This is a genomic window from Enterobacillus tribolii (assembly GCF_003363015.1).
Classification (GTDB): domain Bacteria; phylum Pseudomonadota; class Gammaproteobacteria; order Enterobacterales; family Enterobacteriaceae; genus Enterobacillus; species Enterobacillus tribolii.
The window spans coordinates 712,203-730,375 of sequence record NZ_QRAP01000001.1; the positions used below are offsets into that span (position 1 = coordinate 712,203).

The following is an 18,173-nucleotide window of genomic DNA, read 5'->3' on the forward strand; positions in this document are numbered from 1 at the left end:
CTGTGTTTTTAACGGCGAGCCCGGCAAATGACTTAACGAATTGCGGAAATTCAGGTCGCAAAGAAAAAATCGTCAAAATCTTCCAACGAACTATCCTGCTGGAAAATTTTCACCAGTTCATTCTTGCTGTTTTCAAGGTGGTTCCAGGACGCCTGTCTGGCCAGCTCGGCATCCTTTTTTTGTAAAGCGAGAAAGATGCTGCGGTGGTCTTCCACCCACTTCATTCTTAACTCTTTTTTATGCAGATACTTATAGTTTAGCTGCTTCCAGCGCGGGTTTTCGGTTCTGACGGCCCGCCAAAGCTCGGCGGACTGTTTCATCAATACTCTGTTCTGCGTGGATTCCGCAATGATATTGTGGAACTGGCGGTCTAACTCTTCGAACTTGTCACTGTCGCCACCGATCTGTTTTTCCTGCTGTTCGATGATGCGCTTAAGTTCCTTTAGCTCGTTGAACCTGATTTGCGTGGCAGCAAAACCAGTAATGTTGCTTTCGATAACCTGCCGGGCCTGCAACAGTTCAAAGGGGCCGATATCTGAATAGGGCAACAGCGCCTTTTGGTTGATTTTCTCCGTGCTGTCAATAAAGTAAGTGCCAGCCCCCTGCTTGACCTCTACAACACCTTTAAGCTCAAGCATAATAATAGCTTCACGGATTGTTGTTCGGCTTGTTTTGAAGCGTTCGCTAAGTTCTCTCTCAGCGGGAAGACGCTCGCCAGCTTTGAAAACACCGGAATAGAGTAATTCTTCTATTTGCAGCCCAATGTCAAAGTAGCGCCGTTTGGTTAAAATATGTTCCATACCAAGACCTGTTTGCTCCACCTGGTTGATAGTGTAAACAAATCTTGAGGTCTATGGTAAGCAATTTTCCTGAAGCCACTAAATGACTTTGTGTGGTCTGGCAAGCTGGCTGAATGGGTCAGAGAACGTTTGTCCCGGAAAAATCATTTTATTGTGATCTGTGCTCCGGCAAACACGCCAGCGAAAAAATCAGAACAAAAAGGGTCGCCACCCGGCAATAGCCCCGCCACAGAAACCGGAAAAGCCGCCGCTGCCGCTCAGCAGGCTGCAAATCACCGTTTTGGCCGCAGACCTGCCGGGCAAGCGCCGGCACGCCATGCGGATGAATCACATACTGAAGAGTAATCATGCCTTCCCTGGATGCGGCAGCTATCTGAAATAATGGTTATTTAAACAAGCCGCGCATGTTATGCGGCTCACAGCGCAAAAACTGCGGCGCGGCGGATACGGTCGCCCCCAGTTTAGCGGCGGCATGCCATGGCCAGCGCGGATCGTAGAGAATTCCGCGCGCCAGGGCAATCATGTCCGCCTGCCCGGTAGCGACGATGGCCTCGGCCTGCTCCGGCTCGGTGATCAGCCCCACCGCAATAACCGGCATAGTGACACGCTCACGAATCTGACGGGCAAACGGCACCTGATAATCCGGCCCGACCGGGATCTGCTGCGCGGCATCCAGGCCGCCGCTGGAAACGTGAATATAATCGCAGCCTAACGCGTCCAGCTGCTGCGCCAACACCTGCGTTTGCGCCAGATCCCAACCGCCGGGAACCCAGTCGGAGGCAGACACGCGAACGCCGACAGCCGCCTGCTCCCCAATGGCCTCCCGCACCTCGCGAAATACCTCCAGCAACAAACGCATCCGGTTTTCCAGCGAACCGCCATAGTCATCATCACGGATGTTGGACAACGGAGAAAGGAACTGATGCAGCAGATAGCCGTGCGCGGCGTGCAGTTCTATCAGCTCCACGCCGGCCTGTACCGCCCGGCGCGCCGCATTCACGAACGCCTGTTTTACTTCGCCGATGCGCGCCAGCGACATGGCCTGTGGTACGGGATGATCGCCGAACGCCAGCGCTGAAGGCGCCTGCGTTTGCCAACCGCCCTCATCCGGCGCAATGGCTTTTCCTCCGAGCCACGGAACGGCGTTCGACGCTTTACGCCCCGCATGGCCGAGCTGAATACCAATCTTAATCGGAGAGTAACGGCGCAGGGTTTGAATAATGCCGGTCAGCGCCACCGTCATTTCTTCGTTCCACAGCCCCAGATCCCGATCGCTGATCCGCCCCGCGGGTTCGACAGCGGTGGCTTCAATGATTAACAATCCGGCGCCGGACAGCGCCAGATTTCCCAAATGGAGGGTATGCCAGTCGGTCGGCAGCCCCCGTTCCGCGGAATACTGGCACATCGGCGCAATCACGATGCGGTTATCAAGTTCAAGCGATCCTATTTTAACCGGTGAAAACAGATGACTCATGGCAGCTCCCTTTCGGTAATCATTGCAATGCCGCACGATGCGTGCAGGTCAGTGACACTTATTAGTTTGCCCGATCAACGGATAAATTTCCGCACTGATTTTATTCCGGTTTGATAGCCAGCATCGTCGCAAAACGCAGCTTGATGCGCTGACCATTAGCGTCTACGCGGTGTAACTCGCCGACATCTTCGTTGTATTTGATGAAATCCCAGCCGTGGTAATAATTGCGCAGCTCTTCCGGCGCGAAAGTGAACGGGAAATCCACGGTGCAGGGGTAATCCGGCGTATCCATGGCGGAGACGATCAGGTTATAACCGCCCGGACGGGTGCAGGCCTGCATTTCGCGAATCAGCGACGGGATGCGTTCGCGGTTGAGGAACATCAGCACCACGGTGGACAGGATGAAGTCATAGCTGCCTTCGATCGCCTCCACGTTAACGTCACGCGCCGCGGCACGGATGTTTTGCAAACCTTCTCCGGTGATGATGTCGTTCAGCGCAGCAATGCTCATCGGGTTTTTATCCCAGGCCGTCACGTTGAACCCTTTCAGGTTGAGGAACAGGGCGTTACGGCCGCGACCGCAGCCCAGATCCAGCGCGTCGCCGCGGGCGATAAAGCGGCAGGCATTGAGCACCTCGGAATGGGTGGCGGTCAGCGCGTATTTCTCGGTGTAGTAATTATCGGGACGGTTTGCCATGGTGTAGAAATCCTTAAAGGTGCATATGAAATGATTATTTTGTCACACTCACAGGCGCCTGTCAGCCGGGGCGACGCGAAGATCGCCCCGGCCTGCTTTACAGACCCCGCACGTGTTCGTTCTGAGGATACTTAACCGCATAGGAAAGCCCGAGCTTACGATCTTCTCCGGGCTTCAGCTCCAGCGTCCAGCTAACTTCCCCTGTATCTTTGTTATAATCTGCGTTGGTATATTTGATGTCTTCCACCACCACCGAGCTGTTGCGGCTGAGCGGTATCTGGTCCAGCACGGTCAGGCTGATCGGCTCCTGGCGGGTGTTTTTCACTTCGATGGCATACGAGAATTTTTTACTGCTGCTGTTACCGAAAAACTCTGCTTTATCGGTAGTAAGGCGATCGTCCTCGCGTTTAATCAGGATTTTTTTATCACGGCCAAGCGAGATATCCAGCGTATCACGCACCGCGCGTGGATTAATCATCCCCTGGCCGACAAACGATCCTTCAAAGAAAACGTTGGATTTACCCGGCAGTAAGTTCAGTTTTTCCCATTCTTTGAGCTGTACCTGCAAAAATGCGTCCTGCTCCCGTTTGGGAACGGCAATATAGCGGTAATTGCCCTGCACTTCGTTTTGCTTAATCAACACGGCATGCGACTTACCGTCGGAGGCGATGTTATAGGGCAAAGAGATGCTGAACCGGGTATTTACGCCGCCGGCATCCGTGATGACATATTCCGACAGCGATTTCTTCATCCGCCTCGCGCCGCCGCCCGCTATCAGCGCGCGTTCCTCTTGTATCGGGGCCGCCATCGGCGCGGGCGCCGGCGGTACGGACGCCGTTTTGCGATCCAAACTGCTGAGTACCGTCACTTTGTCCAGGTCAATATACCAGGGCCTCAATACCGGCGCCTGCGCGCCTTCGCTCGGGTTTCCGCTGGAAAGCGTCAGGCGAACCTTGTCCCAGTTGATGCCGCTGTTCTGGTAAACGTTCGCCCGGTAATCAAGACGCACGGGCTTGCTGATGCTCTCCACCCGCACGTCATAGGCGGGCACCCAACCGGCATCGTTGACCACATAAGAGAGCCGGATATTGCTGGTAACGGCTTTTTCCGCATAAAACTTAACGACAACCTGATTGATCGCCCGCTCGTTTTTCTGCTGCGCTTCCGCCAACTGTTTGCTGAGGTTATCCAGGGTCTTCCCGGCCTCTTCCAACTGCTGGTTCAGGTCAATATCAGCCGTCAGCAGCTCATCCATTTTGCTGCCGATCAGTTGCAGCATCTGGTTCACCTGGTCGACAGAAACCCCGGCGCTTTCCCCGCCCATCGCCCGGTTTTCTTCCAGCACCGCAAGCTGCGCCTGAATCACATTACGGCGGGCTTCGAGCTTTTGTTTTTCCCGCGCGGCGGCATCCACGCGCTGCTTCAGCGCCTCAACGTCCGGCGAAAGGTTTTCGCTCAGGAAATCACGGCGAATTCCGGTGGACTGCACCACCACGCCGTTATCCGCTTCCACCATCAGGCTTTGTTCGTTCAGATCGGCGGCGATGTTGGTGAAAACCACTTCGCTCTCACCCGCCGGCAGCGTGACTTTGCCGCTGTTAAACAACTCTGCGCCGCGGATAAAAACGGTCACGTTCTCCAGTTTCACCGCCTCTGTCAGGGCGGCGGATGCCGGAGCGGCACAGGCCAGCGCGATCAGCGCGGCAAGGGGATGAATAAGCCGGAGCCGGGGAATAATGCGGGTCATGGTTTCGTCCTTAAATTTCGACCTTAAAAATGGCGTAAATATTACCATACCGTAGCGATTGCCGTGATTCCCGGCGTCGCGTCAAAAGCACAGGAAAAAAGCGCGGGATGAAATGCAAAACGCCGGGCCATATGGCCCGGCGTTTTATCCGTTCTTTATTTGCGCTTTCCCGGCAGCGTCGCCATCAGGTCGTCTACCGATATCGCCCCGACCACGCTGCCCGGCAGCGGCATCTTCAGAATATGGTTCTTAATTTTGCCGATAACGTGCATTTCACAGGGCTTGCAGTCAAATTTCAGCGTCAACACCTCATCCTGATGCACCAGTTGCATCGGCGTAGCGCGCCCCTTCACGCCCTGAACACCTTTGGCCTGCTTGGGGCACAGGTTGAAGGCGAAACGCAGGCAGTGTTTGGTAATCATCACCGGAACATCGCCCTTTTCCTCGTGCGCTTCGTAAGCGGCGTCAATTAACGTGACACCGTAACGGTGATAAAACTCACGCGCTTTTTGGTTATACACGTTTGCCAGAAACGTCAGGTGCGTATCAGGATAGACCGGCGGCGGTACGGAAACCGCTTTGCGGCTGCCGCGCTCCTGCACAGCCAGGCGCGCGTCGTCTAATGCCGCCGTTACGTCACGGCGCAGCTGATTGATTTGGCTGTTGGGCACGAAACAGGCCTGCGCCAGTTCAACGTGAACATCGCGCGGATAGTAGAGCGTCTGCCCCAGTTTACTGATGCCGTCGCGCAGCGTGCTCAAGGCTTTTTCCGGCTGATTGGCAACGTCGAAAGTTCCGGTCAGCGTACGGCTGGCGCTGATGCCCTCTTCGCTGATCATCGTCAGCGTTAATCCCTCATCGCTTTGCGTCAGCAGGACGTCAACGGCAATACGGCGCTCGGCAGAGGTTTTCATCAGCGCCTGCTGCCAGTTGTGGTCCATGTTGCGGTTGAGCGGATGATGCGGACGCAGCTTGTGCAGCTCTGCCGGCATTTCGTTGGGCCAGATACGGTAGCGGCGTTCGGCGATTTTTTCCGCTTTATTGGCGCGGAAGCCAACGATTTCGCGCTTGATAAGCACATTCAGCCCGTCGCCGTTGGTCAACGGCTCGGCCGCGTCAACATCCAGATAATCACTACCGACCTTCAGCACTTCCCCGACAGGCAGGCCAACGAACTTGGGGGAGTCAAAAGCGCCGATATCGATCTGACGCTGGTTGACGAAGTAGTCAGTGCTGCCGCGGTGAAACGTTTTGTCCGGCGACGGAATAAAGAAATGTTCGGTGCGGCCCGACGAAGCCGGCATCAGATCGGCGCGTTCGTTGAGGATGGCGTCCAGGTGCTGACGGTAATACGCGGTGATGTTCTTCACGTAACTCATGTCTTTATAGCGCCCTTCGATTTTGAACGAACGCACGCCGGCATCAATCAGCGCCGTCAGGTTGCGGCTTTGATCGTTATCCTTCATCGACAGCAAGTGTTTTTCATAGGCCACTACCCGCCCCTGATCGTCCTTCAGGGTATACGGCAACCGGCAGGCCTGCGAACAGTCGCCGCGGTTGGCGCTGCGGCCGGTTTGGGCATGGGAAATATAGCATTGCCCGGAGAACGCCACGCACAACGCGCCATGAATGAAAAACTCAACCGCCGCATCGACGTTATCGCTGATTTCGCGGATTTGCGCGAGATTCAGCTCACGCGCCAGCACCAACTGAGAGAAACCGACATCGGACAAAAAGCGCGCCTTTTCCACGCTGCGGATATCCGTTTGGGTACTGGCATGCAGTTCAAACGGCGGAATGTCGAGTTCCAGAATGCCCATGTCCTGCACGATCAGCGCATCAACGCCGGCGTCATACAGCTGATGAATCAAACGGCGGGCCGGCTCAAGTTCATTGTCGTGCAAAATGGTGTTGAGGGTAACGAATACTTTGGCCCGGTAACGGCGGGCAAATTCGACCAGCGCGGCGATATCACTCAGGCTGTTGCCTGCGTTATGGCGGGCGCCGAAGCCGGGGCCGCCGATGTAGACCGCATCAGCCCCGTGCAAAATGGCTTCGCGCGCAATCTCGGCGTCACGGGCGGGGCTGAGCAGTTCGATCTGGTTGGATAAAAGCATGGGATACCGTCAACGGGATAAGGAAAAAACGCGGCATATTGTAGTCATAAATGCCGTATTTTAATAACCTCTTTATTTGTCATCCTTTTAAAATCAGTGTGTTAATGATTTTTGGTCAGGCGGAAGACAACACGCGTGGCGCCCTCATTCCATATAAATCAACTAATTAACATAGAGTCTGGTTTGGTGGGTTTAACGCGGACAGTGGTTTTCTGTTCAGTTGCGATAAGACCAAATGTTCCCTCTGGGATGTCCGGTCTCGCCGGAGTTGGTAAAAATTGGTGTTGATCGTTATCGTGAGTGCAACACTGCCAACGGATACCGGGTGTTCTACTCAGTATCCGCTGACACGGTAACTGTCCACGTAATTTTGTCGCAACGACAGGACATCCAGCAGTTGTTATTCAAGCGTTTGATTGAAGCCTGACCAAAACCCCGCCATTACGGCGGGGTTTTTTATTCCCATCTCCCCCCCAACTCAGCGATTCTCGCGCAGCGAAGACGGAGACTGGCCATAGAACAACCGAAACCGGTTACTGAAGTGGCTGGCAGAGCTGAACCCGCATTCCAGGGCGATATCCTGTAAGGAAAGCGCGCTGCAGCGCAGCAGTCGCTCGGCGTGTTCCAACCGCTGATGCAGCACGTACTGATGAGGCGCAAATTGCGTGCTCTGCTTGAACATCCTGGCGAAATGATATTCGCTGAGCCCGGCCTGCGCCGCCAGATCGGCCAGCAGTAAAGGCCGTGACAGATTAGCGTCGATATATTCCCGGATACGTTTCAGCACCGAAGGCGCCAGACCGCCACGTACCGGAGGCGGCTGCCATTGCAGCTGGGTGTAGTTGCGCACCAAGTGGGTCATCAGCAACATCGTGGCGCTGCTCAGTTGCAGGTGATTGCTGGTATCCTGCCAGCGGCAGTTAAGCAAAAACTGCCTGTACAGCAGGGTAATGTGTTCATCACGGCCGAATATGTGCTCATCAATCTGAATCGAGGCCGGGCTGCGATCCCAAATCTGTTCCGCCAGATGGCGCAAGTGTTCGTCCGTGCAATAGAGGTGCACGAACGACAGATCGTCACGGATATCCCAGGAATACAGGCTGTCTTTCGGCATCAGGCAGAAGTGATCCGGGCCGCCGCCGTTACGCCAGCCGCGCGGGGTTTTTTGGTAACACTCGTAACCGTCGGCAACATACAGGCTGAGCGTATGGTGATTGCTTTGCAGCGTCACGCGATCGTGTTTATTCGACCAGGCTGCGAGCTGAATACCTGATCCCAACCACACGCTGTCGTGCAGTGTGGCTTTGAATTGTTGCCTCAGGTTCTCAAATGCGTCGTAGCTGGGCATTCCGTTGGCTCCGGGATCGCTGTTTTTTTCAGTTTACTGTCTCCACGCACGGCATTCCAGCCGCCGACGGGCAGCCTTCAAAAAAAGCGCAAGATTATGCAACCACCGGCAAGCCGTTGAAAGCCGCCTTTTTCGTTTTGCTTCATACTCCCTCTTTCAAACTTCACAGGGGTAGCGTCATGAATGCGTTGTTGTACCTTTCCGTTGTGGTTATCTGGGGAACGACCTGGTTGGCGATCGCCATGCAGCAGGGGGTTGTCGCGGTGCCGGTTTCCGTCTTTTACCGTTTTTTAATCGCCGGCGGTGTGATGATGACGTTACTGCTGCTGACCGGGCGGTTACGCCGCCTGACGCCGCGCGATCATCTGTTTTGCCTGTTGCAGGGCGGCTGCGTGTTCGGGCTTAACTTTCTCTGCTTTTACCAGGCTGCCGCCTATATCAGCACCGGGCTGGAGTCGGTGATTTTCTCAATGGCGGTACTGTTTAATGCCCTGAACGGCATGGTGTTTTTCCGCCAAAAGCCCGGCGCTAACCTGTTGCCGGCCGGCATTCTCGGCATGACCGGCATCGTAGCGCTGTTCTGGCACGATTTAACCGCTGCGCGCATTTCCCCTGAGTTGCTGACAGGAATCGGGCTGAGTGCGCTGGGCACCTACTGCTTTTCGCTGGGCAATATGATCAGTGCGCGCCATCAGAAACGCGGGCTGGACGTGCTTTCCACCAATGCTTACGCCATGTGCTACGGCGCCGTGCTGATGGGCGGCGTGGCGCTGTGGCGTCAGGAGACATTCACGCTGATAGGATCGGCACAGTATGTCGGTTCGCTGCTGTATCTGGCGATATTCGGTTCGGTGATCGCTTTTACGGCCTACTTCAGCCTGGTCGGCAGAATCGGCGCCGGACAGGCCGCTTACAGCACCCTGCTGTTCCCGCTGGTTGCGCTGGCTTTATCGACGGTTTACGAGGGCTACGAATGGCGGATCAACGCGGTGATCGGCCTGATGCTGATCCTGACAGGCAATCTGGTGATGTTCGCCCGGCCGGGAGAAATGAAGAAAGCGGGGTTGAAACGAATTTTAGGGCGGTAGCCTTTTCCGCCCGGCCTGTACGCCGGACGGGAATTTTTGGATCAGGACGTTTTGGTCAGGGTAAGTACGCCGTTATCGTACCAATAGAGCTGAACAGTTTGCGTATTGCCGGGTTTGATCACCGCCCCCGATCCCGGCCCCCAGACGGTGTCGCCGCAGATGACGTTGAACCCGCCCGCCACACGGTAACCGGCATCGGGATCGTTATCGTCTGCCGGCGTCAGATGCGGACGGGAATAGCAGTTGTCCTGAAGATGCTCGCCCGGGCTGTCGCCGCCGCCTTTGAGCCAGACAATGCCGTCCGCGCTGAATTGCAGCTCAGCGCCCATATAAAGGGGATCGTTCTCAACCAGTGCCTGAATGGCCCCGTCGTTAGCCAACTGAACGCCCGTCACCCGCCATTTGCCGATCATGTCCTTATAACCGAAAGCGGCGGCGGACGCCGATGTACTGACCGCCATCGCCGCCATCAGCAACACACTTTTCTTATTCATAGATATCCCCTGGAATCTGCCGTTTATCTGCTGTAAACGTTAGGTGAAGCGACGATCAAAGTAAATAAAACGGCCGCCGGGAATTTTCGCTTTAAGGCAAATTATTGGTTCACGTCATAAACGTGAACCAATTTGTCGTGTTTTGCCGTGAAATCAGCGCGGTTTCAGGCAATTTTCCTCTTTCCAGCCATACAGCCACTCTAATGCGCGGTAGTATTCCTGCTGGGTTTTGCCCTGCCAGAGCAAATTACGCACCTGACGCTCCACGCCTTCGGCATGGTAAAGCCGCCCCATCTCGCGCGTTGACCACACGATACGTGCCGTGCGCGGAATACGAACGGACTCATACAGCCGGAAGCCTTTCACCGCATCGCCGTCGCAGGCTTTAATGGCTTCGCCGAGCGTGACCGCATCTTCCAGCGCCATACAGGCACCCTGCGCCATATATTGCGCGACCGGATGCGCGGCATCGCCCAGCAGCGTTACCCTGCCGTGCCCCCAGGATGCGACCGGCTCGCGATCCGCCGTGGCCCAGCGCCGCCATGAGGTGGGTTTGTCCAGCATCTGACGCGGACGCGGGTGAATGCCTTCGAAGTAAGAGAGCACCTCTTCCTTACTGCCGTCTGTCACGCCCCACTCTTCCTCTTTGCGGCTGTGGAACGTAACCACCAGGTTATACTGGCTCCCGCCGCGCAGCGGGTAATGCACCAGGTGACAACGCGGGCCGGCCCACAGCACCGGCGCATTGATGCGCAGATCTTCCGGCATGTTTTCGCTGTCGATAACCGCGCGGTAAACCACGTGCCCGGTCACCCGCGGTTTGTCGCCCAGCGTGGAAGCCCGCACCACTGATTTACCGCCGTCGCAGCCGACCAGAATATCCGCTTCATAGCGATTGCCTTCCTCGTCAAAAACCTCGACGTTGTCGTCATTCACCCGGATATCAACCACTTTCGTCGACGTTTTATAACTGACGCGCGGGTTTTTCAGCGCGGCCTGCCAAACGGTGTCATGAATATCGACGCGATGGATAACCGCGTAAGGCCCGCCGAAGTGATCGCGGAACGCTTGCCCGGTCTCGATGCGCACCACTTCGTGGGCGTCAATCGCATCCATCATGGAAATATGATCGGTATGCACCGCACGTTCGCGCGCCACCTGCCCTACGCCCAGGCTGTCCAGCGCGGAAAACGCATTCGGCCCCAGCTGAATGCCCGCGCCGATCTCGCCGATTTCATGGGCCTGTTCCAGTAACATCACATTAATGCCCGCACGGGCCAGAGACAGCGCCGTTGCCGCGCCGCCAATACCGCCACCGACAACGATGGCACTTTGCGTTTTGCTCATAATTGTTCTCCTTCAGCAATTTTCCCCGGTAACTTTCCCCGGAACCCCGCTTTACACGGGGATCACGTCTGCCTGATGTTCCGGCGCCGCGGCAATAAATGCCGGTAGTCCGGTGCAATGTTGATAAACCCGCTGACAGCGCGGGTATGCGGACAGCTCACATCCCATACGTTTGGCGTTGGCCCATTGCGGAATCAGGCAACAATCCGCCAGGGTTACACGCCCGCCGACGCAGTAGTCGCCGGAGTCCGCCTGCTCCAGCAGACGTTCTACCGCGCTCAGCCCCTGCTCGATCCAGTGGGCGTACCAGCGTTTTTTCTCCGCGTCGGATACCTTCAGCTCATCGCTCAGGTAGCGCAGAACGCGCATGTTGTTCACCGGATGAATATCACAGGCGATCGCCAGCGCGATCTCCAGCACCTGCGCCCGCTGCCGCTCGTCATCCGGCACCAGTAAAGGCGCGGGATAACGGCGATCCAGATAGTCGATTATCGCCAGCGACTGGCCGATATCCTGCCCGTTATCGGTGATCAGCGTGGGCACTACCGCCATCGGGTTCCGGCGCAGATAGTCCTCACGGAATTGCTCGCCGTTGCGGATGTTGACCCCCAGGGCGTCGTAGTCAATGCCCTTCAGCGCCAGGACAATGCGCACGCGGTACGACGCCGAGCTGTTGAAAAAGGTGAATAACTTCATCATTTCATCCTTATCCCGTACCGTTTCAGCGGATAACGACAGTCAGATCCGATAACCCTTCAACGCCGCAGGTGATGGTGTCGCCTTTCACCACCGGGCCAACACCTTCCGGTGTTCCGGTGTAGATCAGGTCGCCCGGCTGCAGCTCGAAAAACGCGGAAAGGTAGCTGATGGTTTCCGCCACCGACCAGATAAGGAAATTCACGCCACTACGCTGATGGTCTTCACCGTTGACCTGCAGCCAGATCCCGGCCTGTTCAACGTTGTTACAGGTCGCCGCCGGATAAATCGGCCCGATGGGCGCGGAGCGGTCGAAAGCTTTACCGATTTCCCACGGCCGCCCCATTTTGCGCATTTCCATCTGACGATCGCGGCGCGTCATGTCCAGCCCGGTGGCGTAGCCGTAAACGTGCTCCAGTGCGTTCTCGACCGGAATGTCCTTGCCGCCTTTGCCAATCGCCGCCACCAGTTCGATTTCGTAGTGGTAGTTGTCGGTTTGCGCCGGGTAATCCAGCGTCAGCGTTTCCCCTTCTTTCACCGGTACAACCGCATCGCCCGGTTTGCAGAAGAAGAACGGCGGCTCACGATCCGGATCGAACCCCATCTCACGGGCGTGCGCCGCGTAGTTACGACCGACACAATAAACACGGCGAACCGGGAACAGCGCATCGCTGCCAACAACCGGTACGGCAACCTGTGGGGCGGGAGAAAAAACGTACTGACTCATAGCGAACTCCTTAAAAAATCATCAACGTAAATATGAATGGCGTATCAACCGCGCATTTCGCGGAACAATCCCAGCGCTTCCTGCACCGGACGGTCGGAAAAACTGAACAGTACGGTGTCGGCGAGGCTCTCAATGCTGAGCGGCTGCCATGACGGCACGACGAAAATGTCCTTCGGCGCGAAGGTGAACTGTTCTTTACCTATCGTGACCCGGCCTTCCCCTTCCACCACATGATAGATAGTGCTGTCGGTAGCGCGGATCGGCTGCGTGGTTAACCCGCGCGGCAACAGTTGCATGAACGTCGCCATGGTCGGCATCGGGTGGCCACCGTTGGCCGGGTTGACGTAACGCAGCTTGAAGCCTTCGCATTCGTCGGGATCGCCGTTACGGCTGAGCTGCTCCAGCGCCTCGCGGCTGCGGTCGTAGCGATAGTTGAAAATCGGCGACGAATTGCCGGATTGATAGCGCACCGGCAGCATGTTGGCGGCATAGCGCGGCAGGTAATCGCCCATCGGACGGGTAACCGGCTGTTGATCTTCCGGGTAATTTTCCGCGAAGGCGCAGCCAAGATAGTTAACCAGCGGCAGATCCAGGCCATCGAGCCATACCACCGGCTCGTTGCCGGGGTTGCCGTGATCGTGCCAGCGCCACTGCGGCGTCAGGATGAAGTCGCCCGGATGCATCATGGTGCGTTCGCCGTCCACGGCGGTGAAGGCGCCCTGTCCTTCTACGATAAAACGCAGGGCCGACTGGGTATGGCGGTGGCTCGGCGCCACTTCGCCCGGCATGATTAATTGCAGGCCGGCATACAATGAGGAGGTAATCGACGCCTGACCGCGCAGCGACGGGTTCTCCAGCACCAACACCCGGCGCACCGCTTCTTTAGCGCCGATCAGCTCGCCGCTTTTCATCAGGAACGGGCGCACCTGCTGGTAGTTCCATAAGGCGGGCACTGCCGGCGTATGCGGCGACGGCGGCACCAGTTGATGCAGGGATTCCCACAACGGAGACAAATTCAGCGTGGCGATTTCCTGATAAAAGCTTTCCCGGCGGCTTGGCGCGGTAGCATGAATTTCGTACATATCAGACTCCTTCTTCGGTGTTATTTGCTCAGTGCGGACACGCGGGTGGCGGAAACCGCGAACTGCGTACGTCGTCCGTATATCCACAGCCCGATCAGGGCCACGGCAGCCGTTACGGCTGGCAGGGAGATCACCAGGAACATCGCGCTAAAGGAGATATTCCATGCCAGCATCATTCCCCCGCTCAGCGACCCGACGATGGCGCCGCAGCGGCCCATGGCGTTCGACCAACTTACGCCGGTCGCCCGGCAGCGCGTGGGGTACAGGGAGGCGGCCAGCGCATTCAGCCCGACCTGCGATCCGCTGATGCCGATGCCGGTGCCAAATACCGCCAGCGACATGGCCCACAACGAGCCTTCACTGACGCTGATTAAAACAATGCAGACGGCGCCAAAGGCATAGCTGATGGCCAGCGTCCAGTAAGGATTGAAGCGGTCCATCAACTGACCGAGCAGCAGCGCGCCGGCGGTGCCCCCGATCTGGAAAGAGGCGGTCACCCAGGCGGCATGCTGAAGATCGATACCGCCGCTGTTGAGCATGGTTGGCAGCCAGCTCGACAGTGAATAGATGATCAGCAGACTCATGAAGAAAACACACCACAGCAGCAGCGTGACCGGAAAAACGCCTTCTGCGAACAGCGTGGTGACGGCGCTTTTTCCGTTATTGCCCTTCGCTTCTTTCTCATCCAGATGAAACTGCACGCCGGTATAGTCTTTCCCGGTAATTCTGTGCAGCACTTCGCCAATTTTTTCCGGCTGTTTGCCGCTCAGCACACGGTAGCGCGGCGACTCCGGCAATATCCACAGCAGCACCACGCTCAATGCTATCGGCAGCACGCCGCCCAGAATCAGGATGCCCTCCCAGCCGATCACCGGCACCCACTGGGCGCTGACCACGCCGCCCAAGGCGGACCCCAGCGTGAAGCCGCAAAACATCAGGGTTACCAACCCGGCGCGCCGGCGGGCGGGAACGAATTCCGACGTCAGCGTAATGGCGTTGGGCATTGCGCCGCCCAGCCCCAGCCCGGTCAGGAAACGCAGCAGCGTCAGCATGCTCATGTCCTGCGCGAAGGCGGAAAGTACGCTCATCAGGCCGAAAAACGCCACGCTCAGCCACATGATGTTTTTACGCCCGAAGCGGTCGGCCAGCGGGCCGAACATCAGCGCCCCGAGGGTCAGGCCGAATAAGCCGGCGCCGAACAGCGGCGCCAGATGCGCTGCATCCAGTTGCCATTGATGGCGTATTGCCGGTGCGATAAAGCCGATGGCTGCGGTGTCAAATCCGTCCAGGGTAACGACCAGAAAGCAACAGACCAGCACCCGCCACTGAAAGGCGGATACGGGCGCAGCATCAATGACCTCCTGAATTGTCATGCTACGGGGTTGGTTCATCTTTTGGCCTCGCAATTGTAGGTTGAGGATTTATTTGTGATTGTTTTGTGAGTTGCGTTGCGAAAATGTGTATTCAATGTGATGAGAAGTACTATGTATTCTGATGGTGTGAAAAGATAATGGTATTTCGGCCCGACCTATAACCTGGGGGTTATATCAGTGAGCGACTGGACGCAAAAACTGAAGGTGCAGCATTTAAGGCTGCTGATATGCATCGGCGAACAGGGGAATCTGTCGCAGGTGGCCGGTATGATGAACATCACCCAGCCGGCGCTGTCGAAATGGCTTGCCGCGCTGGAAGACGATATCGGACTGACGTTGTTTGAACGCCACAGTAAAGGGCTGCGCCCTTCAGCAGGCGGGCGGCTGATGCTGGAACATGCCCGGCGTATCCTGAACGATCTGGAACGCTCGCGCGCAGACATCGAGCAGTTTAAACAAGGCGCGCAGGGAAGCCTGCTGGTTGGCTGTTCGCCGGTAGCGACCGACTGCGTCGCACAGGCGCTGCTGCCGCTGACCGCCGACTACCCGACGCTGCGGTTACAGGTGGTGGAAAACGTGATGACGCCCCTGCTGCAAAGCCTGCTGTCCGCCAAGCTGGACGTGGTGGTCGGCCGCGTCGGCGGGCGGGCGCTGGAGCTGCCGCTGAACTACCGGGTGCTGTATACCGAACCGGTTTGCTTCGTCAGCAACCGCGAACATCCGCTGGCGTGCAAGAAAAGCATCACCTGGCAGGACTTGCTGGATTACCGTTGGATCGTCTGGCCGACCGGCACGCCGATCCGGGTCAGCATCGATAATGCGCTGGTCGAGCACGGCGTCATGCTGCCGGAGAATTACCTCGAATCCTCATCGATGAGTGTCACCCTTAATATGGTACAGGCCAGCGAGATGGTGTCGATCCTCTCTTTACGGCTGGCGCAGCGCTACGAGGAACAAGGGCAACTGGCGATTTTACCGCTGCCCCGTATTGAACAAAAAGGCAGCGTAGGCGTTTTCTGGCGTAAAAATGAAACGCCCTCCGGCGTGTTGCAGCGCTTTTTAATCCATCTGCACACCACCTCTGCCGGCGACGAATCCCCCGCTTAACCATTTACCTCGGCGCGAAAACCGCCCTGCGGCCGGTTGCCGAAGGTAACCTGCAGCCCGTGCAGATCCGCGATACGCTGTACGATGGATAATCCCAGTCCGCTGCCGGTTTTCTCCTGACCTGGCGGGCGATAAAACCGCTCCCCGATCCGTGCCAGCGCCTCGGCGTCAACGCCGGGGCCATCGTCTTCCACACGGAATCCCCGGACAGTCAGCACGACGTCCGTTTTGCCGCCTGCCTGGCCGTAGCGGATAGCGTTATCCAGTAAATTGCGGATCATGACGCTTAATAAGACGGAATTTCCCCGCAGCGGTGCCGGTTCCCCTTCCCGTTTCAGGGCAATTTCCACCCCGGCCTGTGCGGCATAGGGGTAGATATCGGCGATAGTGCTTTGCAGTAAGGCATCCCACTGCACGGTTTCAGCATCGTCCAGCGCCAACCGGTTATCCAGTCGCGACAGAACCAACAGTTGATCGACGACCCGACTGGCGCGGTCAATACCGATGGTCAGGTTTTTCAGCGCATGAAGGCGGACGTGCTCGTCATCCCCGGACAGTTGAACCACTTCAGCCTGCACTTTCAGCGCCGCCAGGGGGCTGCGCAGTTCATGGGCCGCATCCGAGGTGAAGCGCCGCTCCCGTTCCAGCATTGCGCCGGTGCGGATGAAAAGTCCGTTAAGCGCATTCAGCAACGGCAGCACTTCGCTCGGCAAATTGTCCGTTTCCAGGGTTTCAGTCTCATCAGGCCTGCGCGCCTGCAGCCGTCCGGCAATACGGCGCAGCGGCGACAGCGCCCGTCCGATCAGCACGATCATCAGCACCAACAGGATTGGCAGAGCAATCAACCATGGCAAAAGCTGAGTGCTCACGATAGCAAACGCCATGTCATCACGGTATTCCCACTCCTGCCCGACGGCGATCACATGCTCGCCGTCCGCCGACGCCAGCCAGACAATACGCCAGGGATCATTACTGTCATCAATCAGGGCGTCGACAAAGCCATCATGCTGATAGTTAAAGATGAAATCGCGGCCGTTGTCGCCGTCGTTAAGCACCATATCGCCGTTGCGGGTAAAGATGGCGAAGGCCAGCGCATCGTCATCCTGTTCACCCCGGAACTTACGCACCGTCTTTTTGGTTTCACGCAGTTGGCCTTCACCGCGTAAATGGCCGGGATCGATAACGGAAAGGCGTTTGGCGAACACCATCTGCTGGGTGTCGAACAGTTCATTGATGTGGCTGCGTGTCTGATCCCAGGCCAGAACGCTGGCGACGCACCAGGTCAGCAATGCCAGCAGGCCGAATGAGACGATCAGGCGGGCGCGGAGACTGGAACGTATCATGCGCCGTCTCCCAGGATATAACCCACGCCGTGTACCGTACGGATGAAGCTGTTACCCAGCTTACGGCGCAGGTGGTGAATGTGAACTTCAACCGCGTTACTGCTGACCTCCTCGTCCCAGTTATAGAGTTTTTCTTCAATCAGGGCGCGCGGCAGCACCCGGCCGGCATTCAGCAAAAACAGCTCAAGCAGCGCCAGCTCCCTGGGTTTCAGTATCAAAGGCTGTTTACGTAAGGTAACGCTGCGCGAAGCCGGATCAAAGCAGACATCGCCATGACGCAGGGCCGGCGTTACCTGACCGTGACTGCGGCGAATCAGCGCCTGCAGGCGTGCGGCAACCTCCGCCAGCGCGAACGGCTTGCACAAATAGTCATCCGCCCCCTGCTGCAAACCGGAAACCCGCTGCTCCAGCGCATCGCGGGCCGTCAGGATCAGCACGGGCTCCTGATGCCCCCGTTTACGCCACTCCCGCAGAATATCCAGTCCGTCCAGGCCCGGCAGGCTGAGATCCAGCACCACGGCGTCATAAGGTGCGGCATCCAGCGCCTGTAGTCCGGTTTTTCCCTCGGTGAACCAGTCTACGCTGAACCCCAGTTTAATCAGTCCGGCTTTAATGCCGTCGCCGATCAGGGCGTCGTCTTCTATCAGTAAAATGCGCATTTGCTGCTACCTTATCGCTTCATCCCGCCTGTAATGTAAGACGGGGCAAAAGCGCTTGTACAGCACCAATCCGC

General features: G+C 57.1%; 16 protein-coding genes and 1 pseudogene. 3 read left to right on the top strand and 14 right to left on the bottom strand.

Going from position 1 to position 18,173, the window contains the following annotated elements; all coding sequences use genetic code 11:
- Positions 1–50: 50 nt before the first annotated feature.
- The 5 genes from C8D90_RS03100 to C8D90_RS03125 all read right to left on the bottom strand — a co-directional run bounded on the left by C8D90_RS03100 (position 51) and on the right by C8D90_RS03125 (position 6,835).
- Entirely contained in the window at positions 51–800 is a 750-nt protein-coding gene (locus C8D90_RS03100) for a FadR/GntR family transcriptional regulator (protein ID WP_115456929.1), read from the bottom strand.
- A gap of 385 nt (positions 801–1,185) precedes the next feature.
- Entirely contained in the window at positions 1,186–2,274 is a 1,089-nt protein-coding gene (locus C8D90_RS03110; RefSeq protein WP_115456931.1) for an NADH:flavin oxidoreductase/NADH oxidase, read from the bottom strand.
- 100 nt (positions 2,275–2,374) lie between these two features.
- A complete protein-coding gene (gene tehB, locus C8D90_RS03115; protein WP_115456932.1) occupies positions 2,375–2,971 on the bottom strand; it encodes a tellurite resistance methyltransferase TehB in 597 nt (198 codons plus the stop codon).
- A 97-nt stretch (positions 2,972–3,068) separates the two neighbouring features.
- On the bottom strand, positions 3,069–4,718 hold the full coding sequence (locus C8D90_RS03120; protein WP_162844347.1) for a DUF4139 domain-containing protein: 1,650 nt from the start codon (positions 4,716–4,718) through the stop codon (positions 3,069–3,071).
- Positions 4,719–4,873: 155 nt separating this feature from the next.
- Positions 4,874–6,835 carry a peptidase U32 family protein gene (locus C8D90_RS03125; protein ID WP_115456934.1) on the bottom strand — a complete coding sequence of 654 codons (1,962 nt, stop codon included), beginning with the start codon at positions 6,833–6,835 and terminating at the stop codon, positions 4,874–4,876.
- A 238-nt stretch (positions 6,836–7,073) separates the two neighbouring features.
- Here C8D90_RS03125 and C8D90_RS22205 point away from each other — a divergent pair.
- Positions 7,074–7,262: pseudogene (locus C8D90_RS22205) on the top strand (type II toxin-antitoxin system RelE/ParE family toxin); the annotation flags it as partial.
- 51 nt (positions 7,263–7,313) lie between these two features.
- Here C8D90_RS22205 and C8D90_RS03135 read toward each other — a convergent pair.
- Positions 7,314–8,183, bottom strand: coding sequence for a helix-turn-helix domain-containing protein (locus C8D90_RS03135; RefSeq protein ID WP_115456935.1), 870 nt, complete (start codon positions 8,181–8,183; stop codon positions 7,314–7,316).
- Positions 8,184–8,362: 179 nt separating this feature from the next.
- Between C8D90_RS03135 and C8D90_RS03140 the strand changes: the two genes are divergently transcribed.
- Positions 8,363–9,271, top strand: a complete 909-nt coding sequence (locus C8D90_RS03140; RefSeq protein WP_115456936.1) for a DMT family transporter — start codon at positions 8,363–8,365, stop codon at positions 9,269–9,271.
- 41 nt (positions 9,272–9,312) lie between these two features.
- Here C8D90_RS03140 and C8D90_RS03145 read toward each other — a convergent pair whose 3' ends face one another.
- The 6 genes from C8D90_RS03145 to mhbT all read right to left on the bottom strand — a co-directional run bounded on the left by C8D90_RS03145 (position 9,313) and on the right by mhbT (position 15,008).
- The gene (locus tag C8D90_RS03145) at positions 9,313–9,765 is read right to left on the bottom strand and encodes a hypothetical protein (protein ID WP_115456937.1); all 453 of its coding nucleotides are present in this window, start codon (positions 9,763–9,765) and stop codon (positions 9,313–9,315) included.
- Between the two features lie 153 nt (positions 9,766–9,918).
- Positions 9,919–11,112, bottom strand: coding sequence for a 3-hydroxybenzoate 6-monooxygenase (locus C8D90_RS03150; protein ID WP_115456938.1), 1,194 nt, complete (start codon positions 11,110–11,112; stop codon positions 9,919–9,921).
- A 51-nt stretch (positions 11,113–11,163) separates the two neighbouring features.
- Entirely contained in the window at positions 11,164–11,808 is a 645-nt protein-coding gene (gene maiA, locus C8D90_RS03155) for a maleylacetoacetate isomerase (protein ID WP_115456939.1), read from the bottom strand.
- Positions 11,809–11,833: 25 nt separating this feature from the next.
- Positions 11,834–12,535 (bottom strand): fumarylacetoacetate hydrolase family protein, encoded by a 702-nt coding sequence (locus C8D90_RS03160; RefSeq protein ID WP_115456940.1) that lies wholly within the window; start codon positions 12,533–12,535, stop codon positions 11,834–11,836.
- 44 nt (positions 12,536–12,579) lie between these two features.
- Entirely contained in the window at positions 12,580–13,617 is a 1,038-nt protein-coding gene (gene gtdA, locus C8D90_RS03165; RefSeq protein WP_115456941.1) for a gentisate 1,2-dioxygenase, read from the bottom strand.
- A gap of 20 nt (positions 13,618–13,637) precedes the next feature.
- Positions 13,638–15,008 (bottom strand): 3-hydroxybenzoate transporter MhbT, encoded by a 1,371-nt coding sequence (gene mhbT / locus C8D90_RS03170; RefSeq protein ID WP_115456942.1) that lies wholly within the window; start codon positions 15,006–15,008, stop codon positions 13,638–13,640.
- Between the two features lie 159 nt (positions 15,009–15,167).
- Between mhbT and C8D90_RS03175 the strand changes: the two genes are divergently transcribed.
- The gene (locus C8D90_RS03175) at positions 15,168–16,097 is read left to right on the top strand and encodes a LysR family transcriptional regulator (RefSeq protein ID WP_115456943.1); all 930 of its coding nucleotides are present in this window, start codon (positions 15,168–15,170) and stop codon (positions 16,095–16,097) included.
- Here the strand turns inward: C8D90_RS03175 and qseC are convergent.
- Both qseC and qseB read right to left on the bottom strand, forming a co-directional pair.
- The gene (gene qseC, locus C8D90_RS03180) at positions 16,094–17,440 is read right to left on the bottom strand and encodes a quorum sensing histidine kinase QseC (protein WP_115456944.1); all 1,347 of its coding nucleotides are present in this window, start codon (positions 17,438–17,440) and stop codon (positions 16,094–16,096) included. The genes C8D90_RS03175 and qseC overlap by 4 nt on opposite strands.
- Positions 17,437–18,099 (bottom strand): quorum sensing response regulator transcription factor QseB, encoded by a 663-nt coding sequence (gene qseB / locus C8D90_RS03185; protein ID WP_115456945.1) that lies wholly within the window; start codon positions 18,097–18,099, stop codon positions 17,437–17,439. The genes qseC and qseB overlap by 4 nt, the downstream gene beginning before the upstream one ends.
- Positions 18,100–18,173 lie beyond the last annotated feature (74 nt).

What these genes read in the sequence shown, in the direction of transcription:
- qseB (WP_115456945.1), bottom strand. Translation starts at nt 18,099, where the DNA reads ATGCGCATTTTACTGATAGAAGACGACGCCCTGATCGGCGACGGCATT.
- gtdA (WP_115456941.1), bottom strand. Translation starts at nt 13,617, where the DNA reads ATGTACGAAATTCATGCTACCGCGCCAAGCCGCCGGGAAAGCTTTTAT.
- C8D90_RS03100 (WP_115456929.1), bottom strand. Translation starts at nt 800, where the DNA reads ATGGAACATATTTTAACCAAACGGCGCTACTTTGACATTGGGCTGCAA.
- tehB (WP_115456932.1), bottom strand. Translation starts at nt 2,971, where the DNA reads ATGGCAAACCGTCCCGATAATTACTACACCGAGAAATACGCGCTGACC.
- C8D90_RS03145 (WP_115456937.1), bottom strand. Translation starts at nt 9,765, where the DNA reads ATGAATAAGAAAAGTGTGTTGCTGATGGCGGCGATGGCGGTCAGTACA.
- mhbT (WP_115456942.1), bottom strand. Translation starts at nt 15,008, where the DNA reads ATGAACCAACCCCGTAGCATGACAATTCAGGAGGTCATTGATGCTGCG.
- C8D90_RS03125 (WP_115456934.1), bottom strand. Translation starts at nt 6,835, where the DNA reads ATGCTTTTATCCAACCAGATCGAACTGCTCAGCCCCGCCCGTGACGCC.
- C8D90_RS03135 (WP_115456935.1), bottom strand. Translation starts at nt 8,183, where the DNA reads ATGCCCAGCTACGACGCATTTGAGAACCTGAGGCAACAATTCAAAGCC.
- maiA (WP_115456939.1), bottom strand. Translation starts at nt 11,808, where the DNA reads ATGAAGTTATTCACCTTTTTCAACAGCTCGGCGTCGTACCGCGTGCGC.
- C8D90_RS03160 (WP_115456940.1), bottom strand. Translation starts at nt 12,535, where the DNA reads ATGAGTCAGTACGTTTTTTCTCCCGCCCCACAGGTTGCCGTACCGGTT.
- C8D90_RS03110 (WP_115456931.1), bottom strand. Translation starts at nt 2,274, where the DNA reads ATGAGTCATCTGTTTTCACCGGTTAAAATAGGATCGCTTGAACTTGAT.
- C8D90_RS03140 (WP_115456936.1), top strand. Translation starts at nt 8,363, where the DNA reads ATGAATGCGTTGTTGTACCTTTCCGTTGTGGTTATCTGGGGAACGACC.
- C8D90_RS03150 (WP_115456938.1), bottom strand. Translation starts at nt 11,112, where the DNA reads ATGAGCAAAACGCAAAGTGCCATCGTTGTCGGTGGCGGTATTGGCGGC.
- qseC (WP_115456944.1), bottom strand. Translation starts at nt 17,440, where the DNA reads ATGATACGTTCCAGTCTCCGCGCCCGCCTGATCGTCTCATTCGGCCTG.
- C8D90_RS03120 (WP_162844347.1), bottom strand. Translation starts at nt 4,718, where the DNA reads ATGACCCGCATTATTCCCCGGCTCCGGCTTATTCATCCCCTTGCCGCG.